This is a genomic window from Clavibacter michiganensis (assembly GCF_021216655.1).
Lineage (GTDB): Bacteria > Actinomycetota > Actinomycetes > Actinomycetales > Microbacteriaceae > Clavibacter > Clavibacter michiganensis.
The window spans coordinates 1,084,636-1,102,029 of the sequence record NZ_CP080437.1 but is presented as its reverse complement, the minus strand read 5'-3'; the positions used below and the strand labels follow the sequence as shown (position 1 = coordinate 1,102,029).

Sequence of the window (17,394 nt, the reverse complement as noted above, 5' to 3'; positions counted from 1 at the left end):
GATGACAGACGCCACCTCCGACGACGGCACCGCGCTCGCTCGACCGGGCTCCCTTCACAGCTGGCACGACGACTGGACCGGCCTCCGCGTCGCCGTCCTCGGCCTCGGGCGCACCGGCTTCTCGGTGGCCGACACGCTGGTCGAGCTCGGCGCCGATGTGCTCGTGGTCGCCGCCGACGCCTCGCCCGAGCGGCTGGCGCTGCTCGACGTGATCGGCGGGCGCCTCGTGCGGCCGACCGAGGAGGAGCCCGTCCCCTCCGAGCTCGTGGCCTTCGCGCCCGAGCTCGTGGTCGTGTCGCCCGGCTACGCGCCGACGCACCCCTTGCCCGCGTGGGCGGCTGAGGCGGGGATCCCGCTGTGGGGCGACATCGAGCTCGCCTGGCGCGTGCGCGACAAGACGGGGACGCCGGCCGAGTGGATCACCATCACCGGCACAAACGGCAAGACCACCACCACGCAGCTCACGGCCGCGCTCCTCCAGGAGGGCGGGGTGCGCGCCGTGCCGTGCGGCAACATCGGCCTGCCCGTGCTCGACGTCGTCCGCCACCCGGACGGCTTCGACGTGCTCGTGGTCGAGCTGTCGAGCCACCAGCTGCACTACATGCGCGAGGTGCGGCCCTATTCGAGCGCGTTCCTCAACCTCGCGGACGACCACCTCGAGTGGCACGGCTCGCGTGCGGCGTACGCCGCCGCGAAGGGGCGGGTCTACGCGGACACGCGCGTCGCCTGCGTCTACAACCGCGCCGACCGCGCCACCGAGGACGCGCTCCGCGAGGCCGACGTCCAGGACGGCGCTCGTGCCATCGGCTTCGGCCTGGACGCGCCGGGTCCCAGCGACCTCGGGATCGTCGACGGGATCCTCTGCGACCGCGCCTTCCTCGAGGAGCGGTTCACCTCCGCGCTCGAGCTGACGACGATCGACGAGCTGCGCGCCGTGGGACTCGCGGCGCCGCACATCGTGCAGAACATCCTGGCCGCGGCGGCCCTCGCCCGGTCCTACGGCGTGGAGCCCGGCGTCGTGCGGCAGGCGCTGCTGCGCTTCGAGCTGGACAGCCACCGCATCGAGCGGATCGGGGAGCGCGACGGGGTCGCGTTCGTCGACGACTCGAAGGCCACCAACCCGCACGCGGCGTCCGCGTCGCTCGCGGCGTTCCCCTCCGTGGTGTGGGTCGTCGGCGGCCTCCTCAAGGGCGTCGAGCTCGACGACCTGATCCGCGCCCACGCGGCACGCCTGCGCGCGGCGGTCGTCATCGGCGTCGAGCGCGTCGAGGTCCTCGCGGCATTCGCGCGACACGCGCCCGACGTCACCGTCCTCGAGGTGGCCGAGAGCGACACTGAACAGGTCATGCGGTCCGCCGTGCGGCTCGCGGCGGGCGTGGCCCGGGAGGGCGACACCGTCCTCCTGGCCCCGGCGGCGGCATCCATGGACCAATTCACCGACTACGCCGACCGCGGACGCCGATTCCGGACCGCGGTCGACCACCACCTGGGAGGTGCGGCGGATGACACTGCCCCCGAGAACGACGCGGACCCCTCGCGCGGCTGACGCGCCGGGGCCCCGCGGCCCGCGCACCCCGCAGGCGCCCGTCGACGACGCGCAGGAGGGGACGCAGCGTCGCGGCCTCGCCGCCCGCATCCACCTCGGCCGCGCCTTCCACGCGGAGAGCGGCTCCTACTTCCTGCTGCTCGGCACGACGCTCTTCCTGGTCGTCTTCGGCCTGGTGATGGTGCTGTCGTCCTCGAGCATCGACTCGTTCGTCGCCGGCGGCGGCTTCTTCGGCATCTTCCTCAAGCAGGGCATGTTCGCGCTCATCGGCGTGCCGCTCATGCTCCTCGTCTCGCTGGTGCCGCCGATGTTCTGGAAGCGCTGGGCCTGGGTGCTGCTGATCGCGGCCAGCGCCGTGCAGCTGCTGGTGTTCAGCCCCATGGGCGTGAAGGTCGGCGAGAACATCGGCTGGATCCGCATCGCGGGCACGACGTTCCAGCCCGCCGAGCTCATCAAGGTGGGCCTCGTGATCTGGCTGGCGTTCATCCTCGCGAGGAAGCGCCACCTGCTGCGCACCTGGCCGCACATCCTCATCCCGGTGCTGCCCGTCGCGGGCGGGGCCGTCGGGCTCGTCGCGCTCGGCGGCGACCTCGGGACCGTGATCATCATGGCGAGCATCGTCCTCGGCGCCCTCTTCTTCGCGGGGATCCCGATCGGAAAGCTGACGCTCATGCTCACGATCGGCTCCGTGCTCGCGGTGCTCATGACCGTGATCAGCGACAGCCGCATGCGCCGCGTCACCGAGTTCCTCACCGGGCAGTGCGACTACGCGGGCGGCTGCTGGCAGTCCACGCACGGCCTGTACGCGCTGGCCGCCGGCGGCATCTTCGGCGTGGGCCTCGGTAACTCGAAGGCCAAGTGGATGTGGCTGCCCGAGGCCGACAACGACTACATCTTCGCGATCATCGGCGAGGAGCTCGGCCTCATCGGCGCGATCGTCGTCATCCTCCTGTTCGTGGTGCTGGCCATCGGCTTCATCCGCGTGATCCGCGCCAACACCGACACCTTCGCGCGCGTCGCGACGGGCGCCGTCATGACCTGGATCATCGTGCAGGCCTTCGTCAACATCGCCGTGGTGCTCAACCTGCTCCCGGTGCTCGGGGTGCCGTTGCCGTTCGTGTCGTCGGGAGGGTCGTCGCTCGTCACGACGCTCGTGGCGATGGGCATCGTGCTGGGCTTCGCCAGGAGGCCCACGACCGAGGAGTCGCCGGACGTCGTGCCCGCCGTCGTCGGGATGCGCTCGTGACGGTCTACCTGCTCGCCGGCGGCGGCACCGCCGGGCACGTCAACCCCCTGCTCGCCGTGGCCGACGAGCTCCGTGCGCGCGAGCCGGGGTCGACGATCCTCGTCCTCGGCACGCGCGAGGGCCTCGAGTCCCGGCTCGTCCCTGCCCGCGGCTACGAGCTGCTCACCATCGCGCGCCTGCCGTTCCCGCGCCGCCCCGACGGGGCAGCCGTCCGCTTCGCGCCGGCGTTCGCGCGGGCCGTGGGGCAGATCCGCCGCATGGTCGCCGAGCGCGGCATCGACGTGGTCGTCGGCTTCGGCGGCTACGCGGCCGCGCCCGCCTACGTCGCCGCCCGCCGCTCGGGCGTCCCCGTCGTCGTGCACGAGGCCAACGCCTCGCCGGGTCTCGCCAACCGCCTCGGCGCGCGCGTCGCCGCGGCGGTGGGGATCACGTTCCCCGGCACCGCGCTCGGCCCGCGCGCCGAGGTCGTCGGCATGCCCCTGCGTCGCGAGATCGCGACCCTCGACCGCGCCGCGGTCCGCGACGCCGCGCGCGCGGAGCTCGGCCTCGACGCCGACCGGCCGACGCTGCTCGTCACGGGCGGATCCACGGGCGCGCGCAGCCTCAACCGCACGGTCGTGCAGGTCGCCGAGCGCATCACGGCGACCGGCGCGCAGATCCTGCACATCGTCGGCGGCGCGCAGGAGTTCACCGACCCGGGCGTGGAGCGCTACCACGTGGTCGGCTACTCCGACCGGATGGAGCTCGCCATCGCCGCGGCCGACCTCGTCGTCTCCCGCGCCGGCGCCGGCGCCCTGTCCGAGCTCACCGCCGTCGGCGTCCCCGCGGTCTACGTGCCGTACCCGGTCGGCAACGGCGAGCAGGCCGTCAACGTCCGCGGCGTCGTCGCGGCCGGCGGCGGGATCGTCGTGGCCGACGCCGACTTCACGCCCGACTGGGTGCTCGCGCACGTCCTCCCGCTCCTGTCCGACCCGGCGGCGCTCGCGCGCATGTCCCAGGCGGCCGCCTCCGTCGGCACGCGCGACGGCGCGGCCCGCATGGCCGACCTCGTCCGCGACGCCGTCGCGGCCCGACCGTCCCGGCCCGCCGCGCGGCGCTGACCGCCGCCCACCCCGCTTCCCACCCTCCGAGGAGACCGCACGTGATCGCACCCGACCTGACCATGGACATCCCGACCGAGCTCGGGCGCGTCCACTTCGTGGGCATCGGCGGGTCCGGCATGAGCGGCATCGCGCGCCTGTTCCTCGCGGCAGGGCACCGGGTCACCGGATCCGACTCCCGCGACTCCGACGCCGTCCAGGCGCTCCGGGAGCTGGGCGCCGAGATCCACGTCGGCCACGACGCCGCGCACGTGGGCGACGCCGACGCGCTCGTCGTCACGGGCGCCCTGTGGCAGGACAACCCCGAGTACGTGCTCGCGAAGGAGCGGGGCCTGCCGATCCTGCACCGCTCGCAGGCGCTCGCCTGGCTCATCTCCGGCCAGCGGCTCGTGGCCGTCGCGGGCGCCCACGGCAAGACCACGTCCACGGGCATGATCGTCACCGCCCTGCTCGAGGCCGGCCGCGACCCCTCGTTCGTCAACGGCGGCGTGATCGGCGGGCTCGGCGTCTCGAGCGCCCCCGGATCCGAGGAGCTGTTCGTCGTCGAGGCCGACGAGTCCGACGGCTCGTTCCTCCTCTACGACACGTCCGTCGCGCTCATCACCAACGTCGACGCCGACCACCTCGACCACTACGGCTCGCACGAGGCCTTCGACGACGCGTTCGTGCGCTTCGCGAGCGCGGCGTCCGAGCTCGTCGTGATCTCGAGCGACGACCCGGGCGCGCGACGCGTCACCGCGCGCATCGAGGGACGCGTCGTCACGTTCGGCGAGGACCCGGCCGCCGACATCCGGATCACCGACATCGTCACCGACGGCCCCGTCGCCTTCACGCTGACCCACGACGGCGTGTCCCGCCGCGCCGCGCTCCGCGTCCCGGGCCGCCACAACGCGATCAACGCGGCGGGCGCCTACGCCGTGCTCGTGGGCCTCGGCGTGGATCCCGACGACGCGATCGCGGGACTGGCCGGCTTCTCGGGCACAGGCCGCCGCTTCGAGCTGCACGCGGAGGTCCGCGGCGTGAGCGTCTACGACGACTACGCGCACCACCCCACCGAGGTCCGCGCCGCGCTCGACGCCGCGCGCACGGTCGTGGGGGAAGGCCGGATCATCGCCGTCCACCAGCCGCACCTCTACAGCCGCACGCGGATGATGGCCGGCGACTTCGCGCGCGTCTACGAGGAGCTGGCCGACCACACCATCGTGCTCGACGTGTTCGGCGCCCGCGAGGACCCGATCCCCGGGGTCACCGGCGCCCTCGTCTCCGAGTGCTTCGAGGACGCGGGCCACGTCGACTACCTGCCCGACTGGCAGGAGGCGGCCGACCGGGCCGCGGAGATCGCGCGCGACGGCGACTTCATCGTGACCCTGAGCTGCGGCGACGTGTACCGGATCATCCCGCAGGTCATCGCCGCGCTCGAGCGTCCCGCCGGATCCCCGCAGCCCGCCGCGTCCTCCCGGCCCCGCGAGTGAAGCGGCCCGAGGGCTTCGACCGGCCCCGGGTCCCGAAGCCGCCGGCGCCCGCCGCGCCCGCCGAGGGCGCGGACGCGTCCAGCCGTCGCGGCCGCGGATCCCGCCCCGCCGCGCCCGTGACGCCCGCGCGGACGCCGCCCGCGCCCGCCCCGGCAGCGCCGACGCCGCCCGTGACCCCGCGCCCCCGCGCGGCGTGGCGCGACGACGACGAGCCCGACACCGAGCCCATCGTCCTCCCGCACCTCGCGCAGGCCCCGGTCGAGGCGCCGCCCGCGCCGCGCACGGGCCGTGAGCCGACGACGCCGCGCGCGGGCGGCCTGGCCGGCAGGCTCGGCGCGCGGGCACGCGGAGCGGCGGAGACCGCGGCCGCCGCCCGGCCGCTCCGCCGGCGCACCCACCCGGACGCGGACGGGGAGCCCACCCCGCGGGCCCACCGCCCGGCCCGCCCCGCGAGCGCGGCCACCGGAGACGCCGAGGCCCGACGCCAGCTGCGCCGCGCCCGCCGCGAGCGGCAGCGCTACGAGCGCCAGGAGGTGCGCCGCTTCACGCAGCGCGCCCGCCGTCGACGCGCCGGGCTCCTCGGTGCGCTCGGCGCCGTCCTCACCCTCGCGATCGTGGTCGGCATCGCCGTGTACTCGCCGCTGCTCGCCCTCCGCACCGTCGAGGTCGAGGGCGCGGACCGCGTGTCCCCGTCGAGCATCCAGGCGGCGCTCTCCGACCAGGTCGGCACGCCGCTCCCGCTCGTCGACCTCGACCGCGTCGGCGACGAGCTCCGCGCCTTCCCGCTCATCCGCAGCTACAGCACCGAGAGCCGCCCGCCGTCGACGCTCGTGATCCGCATCGTCGAGCGCACGCCCGTCGCCGTGATCCAGTCGGGCGCGGGCTTCGACCTGGTGGACCCCGCGGGCATCACGATCGAGCGCACGACGGCGCGCCCCGACGGCTACCCCCTCATCGACCTGCCGAGCGCCGACTTCTCGTCGCCGCGCTTCCAGGCCGCCGCCGCGGTCCTCGTCGCGCTGCCCGCCGACTTCCTGCCGCAGGTCGACAGCATCCAGGCCAACACGACCGACGACGTGATGCTCACCCTCCGCAGCGGCAAGAAGGTGCTGTGGGGGAGCGGCGAGCGCTCGATCGACAAGGCGCAGGTGCTGCAGGCGCTGGTCAAGGCCCGCGGGGACGTCGGGTCGTACGACGTGTCGGCGCCCGACGCGCCGGTCGCCGGACCCTGATCCCGCCCGGCCTTCGCGACACGCGGCACGGGAGTCGTCGCGCCGCCCCCGAGCCCCCTAACGTCGGGATCAGGAAATGCATACTGAGTAAACTCTAAGCCTCCACCGGAGGTCGAAGGTTCTAGCGGAGGCCCGTCGTGTCGAACAACCAGAACTACCTCGCCGTCATCAAGGTCGTCGGCATCGGCGGTGGCGGCGTGAACGCCGTGAACCGCATGATCGAGCTCGGTCTGCGGGGCGTGGAGTTCATCGCGATCAACACCGACGCGCAGGCGCTGCTCATGAGCGACGCGGACGTCAAGCTCGACGTCGGCCGCGAGATCACCCGGGGCCTCGGCGCCGGCGCGGACCCCGAGGTCGGCCGTCGCGCCGCCGAGGACCACGCGGAGGAGATCGAGGAGGCCCTCGCGGGTGCCGACATGGTCTTCGTCACCGCGGGCGAGGGCGGCGGCACCGGCACCGGCGGCGCACCCGTCGTGGCCCGCATCGCGAAGTCGATCGGCGCGCTCACCATCGGCGTCGTCACGAAGCCCTTCGGCTTCGAGGGCAAGCGCCGCTCGGCCCAGGCCGAGCTCGGCGTCGCGACGCTGAAGAACGAGGTCGACACGCTCATCGTCGTGCCGAACGACCGCCTGCTGGAGATCAGCGACCGCGGCATCAGCATGCTCGAGGCCTTCGCGACCGCCGACCAGGTGCTCCTCGCGGGCGTCCAGGGCATCACCGACCTCATCACGACCCCCGGCCTCATCAACCTCGACTTCGCCGACGTCAAGTCGGTCATGCAGGGCGCCGGATCCGCGCTCATGGGCATCGGCTCGTCCCGCGGCGCCGACCGCTCCATCAAGGCCGCGGAGCTCGCGGTCGCGTCGCCGCTCCTCGAGGCGAGCATCGAGGGCGCCCACGGCGTGCTGCTGTCCATCCAGGGCGGGTCCAACCTCGGCATCTTCGAGATCAACGACGCGGCCAAGCTCGTGCAGGAGGCCGTGCACCCCGAGGCGAACATCATCTTCGGCGCCGTCATCGACGACACCCTCGGCGACGAGGTGCGCGTCACCGTCATCGCGGCGGGCTTCGACGGCGGCGAGCCGGCCTCCAAGGTCGAGAACCGCCGCAGCGGCTTCGTCGCCGCGGGCGGGGGAGCGGTCGCCGCTCCCGAGGCCGTCGAGTCGGCGCCGGCCCGCCCGCAGGCGGAGGCGCCCGTCGCGTCCGTCCCCGCGAGCGACCCGACGTTCGAGGACGACGGCGACGACCTGGACATCCCCGACTTCCTGAAGTGACGGACGCTCCGCTCACCGGCGGCGCGCACGCGTCGGACGCCCGCCCCGACGAGGCCCACCCCGGCCTCGCCGAGCGGTGGGCGTCCGTGCAGGCGGACGTCGCCGACGGGATCCGCGCGGCCGGCCGCCGGCCCGACGAGGTGACGACGATCGTGGTCACCAAGTTCCAGCCCTTCTCGCTCCTGCGCGCGCTCGTGGAGCTCGGCGTCCGGGACCTCGGCGAGAGCCGCCACCAGGAGGCGCAGGGCAAGGCCGCCGAGCTCGAGGGCACGGGCGTCGCCTGGCACTTCGTCGGCCAGCTGCAGGGCAAGAAGGCCAGGCAGGTGAGGCGCTACGCCTCCGTGATCCACTCGGTCGACCGTCCGTCCCTCGTGGACGCGCTCGCGTCCGACGAGCAGGAGACGCGCGTCTTCCTGCAGGTGAACCTCACCGATGACGACGGACGCGGCGGCGTCCGGCCCGCCGAGGCCGAGGCCCTCGCGGAGCACGCGGCGGCCGCGTCCGGCATCCGCGTCCTCGGCGTCATGGCGGTCGCGCCCGACGACGGCGAGCCCCGCCGTGCCTTCGCGCGCCTGCGCGGGATCTCGGACGACGTGCGCCGCATCCTGCCCGGGGCGCGCGCCATCTCCGCCGGCATGTCCGGCGACCTGCGCGAGGCGCTCCTCGAGGGCGCGACACACCTTCGGATCGGGTCGGCAATCACGGGAAAGCGACCCGACGGCCCTTAATGTCGGGAGTGCGGTCCGGTTCGTCAGGCCGAAACGGAAAGAGGAATGATGGCCAACCCACTTCGCAAGACCATGGTGTACCTGGGACTCGCCGACGAGGAGCTCGACTACCAGCAGGGCCAGCAGCCCGCGCAGCAGCAGCAGTCGCCCGTGCAGGCCGTCCCGACGCCCGCCCCCGCTCCCCAGCAGCAGGCGAAGCGCGCACCCGTGACCCCCCTGCACAAGCCCTCGACCACCACAAGGAATGCGGCGCCGGCTGAAATGAACGAGATCCTCACCGTCCACCCCAAGGCCTACAAGGACGCCCAGGTCATCGCCGAGAACTTCCGCGAGGGCGTGCCGGTCATCATCAACCTCTCGCAGATGACGGACGACGACGCCCGCCGCCTCATCGACTTCGCCAGCGGCCTGTCCATCGGCCTCTACGGCAAGATCGAGCGCGTCACGGCCAAGGTGTTCCTCCTGTCGCCGTCGCACGTCGCCGTGTCCGGCGAGCAGTCGGCCACCGAGGCCGAGGTCGAGGCCTCCTTCTTCGGACGCTGATCCACCCAGCACCGCCATGGCGGGCGACGACGGGACCTCCCATCGGCGCCCGCCATACTTGTGTCCGTGATCATCGTCAACATCGTCGCCACCGTACTGTGGTTCGCCCTCCTGGCGTTCATCATCTGCATGTGGGGCCGGTTCGTCCTCGACCTGGTGCAGTCGCTCTCGCGGCAGTGGCGTCCGCGCGGCGCGATGCTCATCGTCGCCGAGGCCTCGTACACGGTCACGGATCCGCCCATCGGCTTCGTCCGCCGCCTGATCCCGCCGCTGCGCCTCGGCCCGGTCGCGCTCGACTTCGGCTGGATGATCACGATGCTCGTGGCGATCATCCTGCTCAACGTCGTCCGCGGCTTCACGGGCTGACGCCCGACGCCCGACGCTCCGTCCGCCGTTCCGCGCTCCCGTCGCCGGAGCGACGCGTTCCGCTGATAGCGTTGGGTCGCACGTTGTCCCGAATCCCCCGTCCGCACCTGCGGACCCCGCTCTACGCACAAAAGAGGTGGCAGGCCATGGCTCTCACTCCTGAAGACGTCGTCAACAAGCGTTTCCAGCCGACCAAGTTCCGCGAGGGATACGACCAGGACGAGGTCGACGACTTCCTGGACGAGGTGGTCGTCGAGCTGCGACGCCTCCACCAGGAGAACGAGGAGCTGCGCCAGCGCCTCGGCTCTGGCGACGCCGCCCCGGCCGCGACCACGGTCATCGAGACCCCCGCTCCCGCCGCCGTCGAGCAGGCCCCCGTGGTCGTCGAGCCCGAGCCCACCCCGGAGCCCGAGCCGGCCCCGGTCGTCGCGCAGGTTCCCGCCGCGCCCGCCGCGGACGTCGACGACGAGACCTCGAGCACGAGCAGCCTCCTCAAGCTCGCCCGCAAGCTCCACGAGGAGCACGTGCGCGAGGGCATCGAGAAGCGCGACGCGCTCGTCGCTGAGGCGCACGCCACCGCGGCCCGCATCGCCGCCGAGGCCGAGGCCGAGCAGCGCTCGAAGACCGCCGTCCTGGAGAAGGAGCGCCAGGTCCTCGAGGGCCGCATCGACGAGCTCCGCACGTTCGAGCGTGAGTACCGCACGAAGCTCAAGGGCTACATCGAGGGCCAGCTCCGCGAGCTCGACTCCGCCGGTTCCAGCGAGGCGCCCGCCACCGCCTCGTTCGGCAACTAGCACCGAACCACCCGCACGCCCGACGGCGGCGCGGGACCCGGCTCCGAGGAGCGACGGGGTCCCGCGTCGCCGTCGTCGTTCGCGCAGCCCGCGTCACCGCCGCACCGCCAACACCGCACCGGAAGAGGTCACCCGATGGAGCACCGCACCATTCCCGTCCCCGACGGGCTCGACGGGCAGCGCGTCGACGCCGGCCTCGCCCGCCTCCTCGGCTTCTCGCGCAGCTTCGCGGCCGAGGTCGCCGAGGCAGGCGGCGTGACGCAGGACGGGCGCGAGGCGGGCAAGTCCGACCGGCTCGTCGGCGGATCCGTGCTCGCCGTCAGCTGGCAGCCGAAGCAGGAGCCGACCATCGTGCCGCTCGCGGTGCCCGACCTCGGCATCGTGCACGACGACGACGACATCGTGGTGATCGACAAGCCCGTCGGCGTCGCAGCGCACCCGAGCGTCGGATGGACGGGGCCGACCGTGCTCGGCGCGCTGGCCGCCGCCGGGTTCCGCCTGAGCACCTCGGGCGCGGAGGAGCGGCAGGGCATCGTGCACCGTCTCGACGCGGGAACCAGCGGGCTCATGGTGGTGGCCAAGACGGAGCGCGCGTACACGGAGCTCAAGCGGCAGTTCCACGACCGGGAGGTCGAGAAGGTGTACCACGCGGTCGTGCAGGGGCATCCGGATCCTCTGGCGGGCACCATCGACGCGCCCATCGGGCGCCACCCCCGCAGCGACTGGAAGTTCGCCGTCACCGCAGACGGCAAGCCGTCGGTCACGCACTACGAGACGCTCGAGGCGTTCCGCCGCGCGGCGCTGCTCGAGGTGCACCTGGAGACCGGCCGCACCCACCAGATCCGAGTGCACATGGCCGCGCAGCGCCACCCCTGCGTGGGCGACGCGATGTACGGAGCCGACCCGACGCTCTCCGCCCAGCTCGACCTCCACCGGCAGTGGCTGCACGCGATGCGGCTCGAGATCACGCATCCCGCCACGGGCGACCGGGCGTCGTTCTCGAGCTCGTATCCGGCCGACCTGCAGCACGCGCTCGACGTCCTCGAGGACTGACCCGCGACACGCCCGGAGGGCCTCCGGGAGCCTGCCTATGATTGCTGCACCGCCGACCGATCAGTAGAAGAGACCCGTGCCCCGCAACGACTCGTTCGTCCACCTCCACGTCCACAGCGAGTACTCGATGCTCGACGGTGCGGCCCGCGTCGGCCCGCTCGTGCAGGCCGCGGCCGAGCAGAAGATGCCGGCCGTCGCGATCACCGACCACGGCAACGTGTTCGGCGCGTTCGACTTCTGGAAGCAGGCCAAGGCCGCGGGCGTGAAGCCCATCATCGGCACCGAGGCGTACATCACGCCGGGCACGCATCGCGGCGACCGCACGCGCATCCGGTGGGGCAACGGCGGCCAGGACGACGTCTCCGGATCCGGCGCCTACACGCACCTCACGATGCTCGCCGAGACGACGGAGGGCATGCACAACCTCTTCCGCCTCTCGTCGCGCGCCTCGCTCGAGGGCTACTACTTCAAGCCCCGCATGGACCGCGAGCTGCTCAGCACCTACGCGAAGGGCCTCATCGCCACCACCGGCTGCCCGTCCGGCGAGGTGCAGACGCGCCTCCGCCTCGGCCAGTACGACGAGGCCGTGAAGGCCGCGGCGGACTTCCGCGACATCTTCGGGGCCGAGAACTACTTCTGCGAGGTCATGGACCACGGGCTCGGCATCGAGCGCCGCATCATGACCGACCTGCACCGGCTCGCGAAGGACCTCGGCCTCCCGCTCGTCGCCACGAACGACCTGCACTACACGCACGAGCACGACGCGACGAGCCACGCGGCGCTCCTGTGCGTCCAGTCCGGCACGACGCTCGACGACCCCAACCGCTTCAAGTTCGACGCCGACGAGTTCTACCTGAAGACCGCGCAGCAGATGCGCCACCTCTTCCGCGACCACGAGGAGGCGTGCGACAACACGCTCCTCATCGCCGAGCGGTGCGACGTGCAGTTCAACGAGTCCGCGAACTACATGCCGCGCTACCCGGTGCCCGAGGGCGAGAGCGAGCAGACCTGGTTCGTCAAGGAGGTCGAGCGCGGCCTCGTCCGCCGCTACCCGCGCGGCTTCTCGGACGACGTGCGCAAGCGCGCCGACTACGAGGTCGGGGTCATCGCCCAGATGGGCTTCCCGGGCTACTTCCTCGTCGTCGCCGACTTCATCAACTGGTCGAAGGAGAACGGGATCCGCGTGGGCCCCGGGCGCGGCTCGGGCGCAGGCTCGATGGTCGCGTACGCCATGGGCATCACCGACCTCGACCCGCTGGAGCACGGCCTGCTCTTCGAGCGGTTCCTCAATCCCGACCGCGTCTCCATGCCCGACTTCGACGTCGACTTCGACGACCGTCGCCGCGGCGAGGTCATCCGCTACGTGACCGACAAGTACGGGGACGAGCGCGTCGCGCAGATCGTCACGTACGGCACCATCAAGGCCAAGCAGGCGCTCAAGGACTCCAGCCGCGTGCTCGGCTACCCGTTCTCCATGGGCGACAAGCTGACGAAGGCCATGCCGCCCGCGATCATGGGCAAGGACATCCCGCTGTCCGGCATCCTCGACACCGACCACCCGCGCTATCGCGAGGCGGGCGACTTCCGCGAGGTGCTCGCGATGGACCCCGAGGCGCAGAAGGTCTTCGAGACCGCGCAGGGCATCGAGAACCTCAAGCGCCAGTGGGGCGTGCACGCGGCCGGCGTCATCATGTCGAGCGAGCCGCTCATCGACATCATCCCGATCATGAAGCGGGAGCAGGACGGCCAGATCGTCACGCAGTTCGACTACCCCGCCTGCGAGTCGCTCGGCCTCATCAAGATGGACTTCCTGGGGCTGCGCAACCTCACGATCATCGACGACGCGCTCAACAACATCGAGTCCAACCGCGGCGAGAAGCTGGTGCTCGAGGACCTGGGGCTCGACGACCAGGGCGCGTACGACCTGCTGGCCCGGGGCGACACGCTCGGCGTGTTCCAGCTCGACGGCGGGCCCATGCGCTCGCTCCTGCGCATGATGAAGCCCGACAACTTCGAGGACATCTCGGCCGTCATCGCGCTCTACCGGCCCGGCCCCATGGGCGCGAACTCGCACACCAACTACGCGCTGCGGAAGAACGGGCTGCAGGAGATCACCCCGATCCACCCGGAGCTCGAGGAGCCGCTGCGCGAGGTGCTGGGCACCACGCACGGCCTCATCGTCTACCAGGAGCAGGTGATGTCGGTGGCGCAGAAGCTCGCGGGCTTCACGCTCGCGCAAGCCGACCTCCTCCGCCGCGCCATGGGCAAGAAGAAGAAGTCGGAGCTGGACAAGCAGTTCGAGGGCTTCTCTCAGGGCATGAAGGACAACGGCTACTCGATGGCCGCGGTGAAGGCCCTCTGGGACATCCTGCTGCCGTTCTCCGACTACGCGTTCAACAAGGCGCACTCCGCGGCCTACGGCGTCGTCTCCTACTGGACGGCGTACCTCAAGGCCCACTACCCGGCCGAGTACATGGCCGCGCTCCTGACGAGCGTCGGCGACTCCAAGGACAAGATGGCGCTCTACCTCAACGAGTGCCGCCGCATGGGGATCAAGGTGCTGCCGCCGGACGTCAACGAGTCGATCGGGTTCTTCGCGGCAGCGGGCGCCGACATCCGCTTCGGCCTGGGCGCCGTCCGGAACGTCGGGGCGAACGTGGTCGAGGCGCTCCGCGGCGCACGCACCGAGCAGGGCGCGTTCGAGTCGTTCGACGACTTCCTCAAGAAGGTGCCGCTGCCGGTCGCGAACAAGCGCACGGTCGAGTCGCTCATCAAGGCGGGCGCCTTCGACTCGCTGGGCGACACCCGTCGGGCGCTGCTCGAGGTGCACGAGGGCATGATCGACGCCTCCGTCAGCGACAAGCGCGCGGCCATGAACGGCCAGGTCGGCTTCGACTTCGACAGCCTCTGGGACGAGCCGCAGCACGCGCGCAAGGTGCCCGAGCGGCCCGAGTGGGCGAAGCGCGACAAGCTCGCGTTCGAGCGGGAGATGCTGGGTCTCTACGTGTCCGACCACCCGCTGGCCGGGCTCGAGATCCCGCTGGCCAAGCTCGCCTCGACGGGCATCGCCGAGCTGCTGGCGACCGACGCGTCGATGGACGGGGAGACGGTGACGCTCGCGGGGCTGCTCACGAGCGTGCAGCACCGCACCGCCCGCAACTCGGGAAACCAGTACGGCATGGTGCAGCTCGAGGACTTCGGCGGCGAGATCACCTGCATGTTCATGGGCAAGGCGTACCAGGAGTTCGCGCCGGCCCTGCAGAGCGACACCGTGGTGGTGATCCGCGGCCGCGTGTCCACGCGCGACGACGGCATGAACATCCACGCCTTCTCGATGTTCCAGCCCGACCTCGGGCAGAGCCTCGGATCGGGTCCGCTGCTCATCAGCCTCGCGGAGAACCGCGCGACGACGGAGACCGTCATGGGCCTCAACGACGTGCTCATCCGCCACTCGGGCGACACCGAGGTGCGGCTCCAGCTCGTGAAGGGCGACAGCGGGCGGGTGTTCGAGATCCCGTACCCGGTCACCGTGAGCGCCGACCTCTACGGCGAGCTGAAGTCGCTGCTCGGGCCGAACTGCCTGGGGTGATCCGCCGCTCGCCCGATCAGGGCGCCGGCGCTCAGGCCTCGGAGCCCGGACGCAGGTAGCGGCGCGCGTGGTAGACGAGCGGCTCGTCCTCCACGCCCGCTCCGCCGTCCTCGATCCGCACGATCACCACGATCGCGTCGTGCACGTGGACCCGCTCGACGATCCGGGCGACGAGGAGGGCCGTCCCGCCCGCGAGCACGGGCAGGCCGTGCGGACCGGCGGACCAGTGGTCGCCCGCGAAGCGCTCGGACGCCGGGCCGCTGAGCCGCTCCGCGAGGTGCCGGTCGCGCGCGCCGAGCACGTGGATCGCGACATGGTCGGCGGCGGCGATCGCGGCGGCGCTCGACGCCGTGCGCGCCAGGCTGAAGCTGGCGAGCGGCGGATCCGCCGACACGGAGGCGAGCGACGTCGCCGTGAAGCCGACGGGGGAGCCGTGGGGATCGCGGGTCGTGACGACCGCGACGCCCGCGGCGTGGCGCCGGAACGCGGCGCGGAAGGCGGCCTGGCCCGGGGCCTCGGCGAGCGTGGTGGCGGGGTGCGCGTCCATGCCTGGTGACGCTAGCCGCCGGATCCGCCCGGCGCCCGCTCGGTAGACTTCCGGAGTCATGATGCGCATCCAGGACCTCCGCGGCACCACGCCCAGCACCGCCGACCTGCTCGACCTCCTCCCGCGTCCGGTCACCGACGTCGCCGTCGCGCTCGACGTCGCCCGCGAGCTCGTCGAGGACGTGCGCACCCGGGGGAGCGCGGCGCTGCTCGACCAGGCGGAGCGCCTCGACCGGGTCCGTCCGGAGTCGCTGCGCGTCCCCGCCGAGGCCATCGCCGCCGCCGTCGACGACCTCGACGCCTCCGTCCGCGCCGCCCTCGAGGAGGCCATCCGCCGCGTCCGCCTGGGCTCCGCCGCGCAGGTCCCGCCGGAGACCACCACCACGGTCGTGCCCGGCGGCACGATCGTCCAGCGTTGGCAGCCCGTCCGCCGCGTCGGCCTGTACGTGCCGGGCGGCAAGGCCGTCTACCCGTCGAGCGTCGTGATGAACGTGGTCGCCGCGCAGGTGGCCGGCGTCGCGAGCATCGCGCTCGCCTCGCCCGCGCAGGCCGCTCACGGGGGATCCGTGCACCCCGTCATCCTCGGCGCCGCCGGCCTCCTCGGCGTCGACGAGGTCTACGCGATGGGCGGCGCGGGGGCGATCGGGGCCTTCGCGCACGGCGTCCCGGATCTCGGCCTCGAGCCCGTCGACGTCGTCACGGGCCCCGGCAACATCTACGTCGCCGCCGCGAAGCGCGTCGTCCGCGGCGTCACCGGCATCGACTCCGAGGCGGGCACGACCGAGATCCTCGTCATCGCCGACGCGCACGCCGATCCCCGCCTGGTGGCCGCCGACCTCGTCAGCCAGGCCGAGCACGACGAGATGGCGGCCTCCGTCCTCGTCACCGACTCGCCCGAGCTCGCGCGCGCGGTCGACGCCGAGGTCGAGGCCCTGGCGGCGACCACGGGTCACTCGGCCCGCGTCGGCCAGGCGCTCACCGGACCGCAGTCGGCGATCCTCGTGGTCGACGACCTCGTCACGGCCGCGCGCTACAGCGACGCGTACGGCCCCGAGCACCTCTCCGTCCAGACCGCCGACCCGGACGCCCTGCTCGCGCACCTGCACAGCGCCGGCGCGATCTTCCTGGGTCCGCATTCGCCGGTGAGCCTCGGCGACTACCTCGCCGGATCCAACCACGTGCTCCCCACGGGCGGCCAGGCCCGCTTCGGCTCGGGCCTCGGCGCGTACACGTTCCTCCGCCCGCAGCAGGTGGTGCGCTACGACGCCGATGCTCTCCGTGAGGCCGAGCCGATGATCGTCGCGCTCAGCCGGGCCGAGGACCTGCCCGCGCACGGCGACGCGGTGACGGCGCGCCTCACGCCCTGACGTATCCTGGCCACACCATGTTCTGCCCCTTCTGCCGCCACCCCGACTCCCGCGTCGTCGACTCCCGCACGAGCGACGACGGGCTGTCGATCCGCCGGCGCCGGCAGTGCCCCGAGTGCGGCCGCCGCTTCAGCACGACGGAGACCGCGAGCCTCAGCGTGATCAAGCGCAACGGCGTGGTCGAGCCGTTCAGCCGGGAGAAGATCGTCACCGGCGTCCGCAAGGCGTGCCAGGGGCGTCCCGTCACCGACACCGACCTCGCGGTCCTCGCGCAGCGCGTGGAGGAGGCGATCCGGGCCACCGGCGCGTCGCAGATCGAGGCGAACGACATCGGCCTGTCGATCCTGCCGCCGCTGCGCGAGCTCGACGAGGTCGCGTACCTCCGCTTCGCCAGCGTCTACCAGGGCTTCGACTCGCTCGACGACTTCGAGTCCGCCATCGCGCAGCTGCGCGTGGCGCACGCCGCGACCCCCGACGCCGACGCGCTCTGACCCGCGGCGGGTCCCGCGTCGGTCCCGCGGGACGCCGCCCGCGC

General features: G+C 72.7%; 15 protein-coding genes. 14 read left to right on the top strand and 1 reads right to left on the bottom strand.

All coding sequences use genetic code 11. The annotated features are described in order from the left end of the window. Position 1: 1 nt before the first annotated feature. From murD to dnaE, 12 genes are all read left to right on the top strand, one after another. Positions 2–1,546: a UDP-N-acetylmuramoyl-L-alanine--D-glutamate ligase gene (murD, locus tag K0V08_RS05115; protein WP_079533432.1), complete on the top strand. Its 1,545-nt coding sequence runs from the start codon at positions 2–4 to the stop codon at positions 1,544–1,546. Beyond that, positions 1,503–2,792 (top strand): putative lipid II flippase FtsW, encoded by a 1,290-nt coding sequence (ftsW, locus tag K0V08_RS05110; protein ID WP_079533430.1) that lies wholly within the window; start codon positions 1,503–1,505, stop codon positions 2,790–2,792. The genes murD and ftsW overlap by 44 nt, the downstream gene beginning before the upstream one ends. Continuing rightward, positions 2,789–3,892: an undecaprenyldiphospho-muramoylpentapeptide beta-N-acetylglucosaminyltransferase gene (gene murG / locus K0V08_RS05105; RefSeq protein WP_079533428.1), complete on the top strand. Its 1,104-nt coding sequence runs from the start codon at positions 2,789–2,791 to the stop codon at positions 3,890–3,892. The genes ftsW and murG overlap by 4 nt, the downstream gene beginning before the upstream one ends. Positions 3,893–3,933: 41 nt before the next feature. Beyond that, positions 3,934–5,364 (top strand): UDP-N-acetylmuramate--L-alanine ligase, encoded by a 1,431-nt coding sequence (gene murC / locus K0V08_RS05100; protein ID WP_079533426.1) that lies wholly within the window; start codon positions 3,934–3,936, stop codon positions 5,362–5,364. Beyond that, positions 5,361–6,596, top strand: a complete 1,236-nt coding sequence (locus K0V08_RS05095; RefSeq protein ID WP_231689055.1) for a cell division protein FtsQ/DivIB — start codon at positions 5,361–5,363, stop codon at positions 6,594–6,596. The genes murC and K0V08_RS05095 overlap by 4 nt, the downstream gene beginning before the upstream one ends. A gap of 137 nt (positions 6,597–6,733) precedes the next feature. Then, positions 6,734–7,873: a cell division protein FtsZ gene (gene ftsZ / locus K0V08_RS05090; protein WP_012038543.1), complete on the top strand. Its 1,140-nt coding sequence runs from the start codon at positions 6,734–6,736 to the stop codon at positions 7,871–7,873. Next, complete coding sequence (locus K0V08_RS05085) at positions 7,870–8,601, top strand: YggS family pyridoxal phosphate-dependent enzyme (RefSeq protein WP_079533424.1); 732 nt, start codon at positions 7,870–7,872, stop codon at positions 8,599–8,601. The genes ftsZ and K0V08_RS05085 overlap by 4 nt, the downstream gene beginning before the upstream one ends. A gap of 48 nt (positions 8,602–8,649) precedes the next feature. Further along, positions 8,650–9,144, top strand: a complete 495-nt coding sequence (locus tag K0V08_RS05080) for a cell division protein SepF (protein ID WP_012038541.1) — start codon at positions 8,650–8,652, stop codon at positions 9,142–9,144. Between the two features lie 66 nt (positions 9,145–9,210). Next, positions 9,211–9,510 carry a YggT family protein gene (locus K0V08_RS05075; protein ID WP_043561739.1) on the top strand — a complete coding sequence of 100 codons (300 nt, stop codon included), beginning with the start codon at positions 9,211–9,213 and terminating at the stop codon, positions 9,508–9,510. A gap of 146 nt (positions 9,511–9,656) precedes the next feature. Next, positions 9,657–10,304 carry a DivIVA domain-containing protein gene (locus K0V08_RS05070; RefSeq protein ID WP_079533422.1) on the top strand — a complete coding sequence of 216 codons (648 nt, stop codon included), beginning with the start codon at positions 9,657–9,659 and terminating at the stop codon, positions 10,302–10,304. Between the two features lie 135 nt (positions 10,305–10,439). Next, positions 10,440–11,357, top strand: coding sequence for an RluA family pseudouridine synthase (locus K0V08_RS05065; RefSeq protein ID WP_012038538.1), 918 nt, complete (start codon positions 10,440–10,442; stop codon positions 11,355–11,357). Between the two features lie 127 nt (positions 11,358–11,484). Beyond that, positions 11,485–14,946: a DNA polymerase III subunit alpha gene (gene dnaE, locus K0V08_RS05060; RefSeq protein ID WP_050976373.1), complete on the top strand. Its 3,462-nt coding sequence runs from the start codon at positions 11,485–11,487 to the stop codon at positions 14,944–14,946. Between the two features lie 31 nt (positions 14,947–14,977). Here the strand turns inward: dnaE and K0V08_RS05055 are convergent, their stop codons facing one another. Continuing rightward, positions 14,978–15,493: a flavin reductase family protein gene (locus K0V08_RS05055; protein ID WP_012038536.1), complete on the bottom strand. Its 516-nt coding sequence runs from the start codon at positions 15,491–15,493 to the stop codon at positions 14,978–14,980. 61 nt (positions 15,494–15,554) lie between these two features. On the opposite strand from K0V08_RS05055, the gene hisD reads away from it, so the two are divergent. Continuing rightward, positions 15,555–16,859 (top strand): histidinol dehydrogenase, encoded by a 1,305-nt coding sequence (gene hisD / locus K0V08_RS05050; protein WP_174240223.1) that lies wholly within the window; start codon positions 15,555–15,557, stop codon positions 16,857–16,859. A 17-nt stretch (positions 16,860–16,876) separates the two neighbouring features. Further along, a complete protein-coding gene (gene nrdR / locus K0V08_RS05045) occupies positions 16,877–17,350 on the top strand; it encodes a transcriptional regulator NrdR (protein ID WP_012038534.1) in 474 nt (157 codons plus the stop codon). Positions 17,351–17,394: the final 44 nt, after the last annotated feature.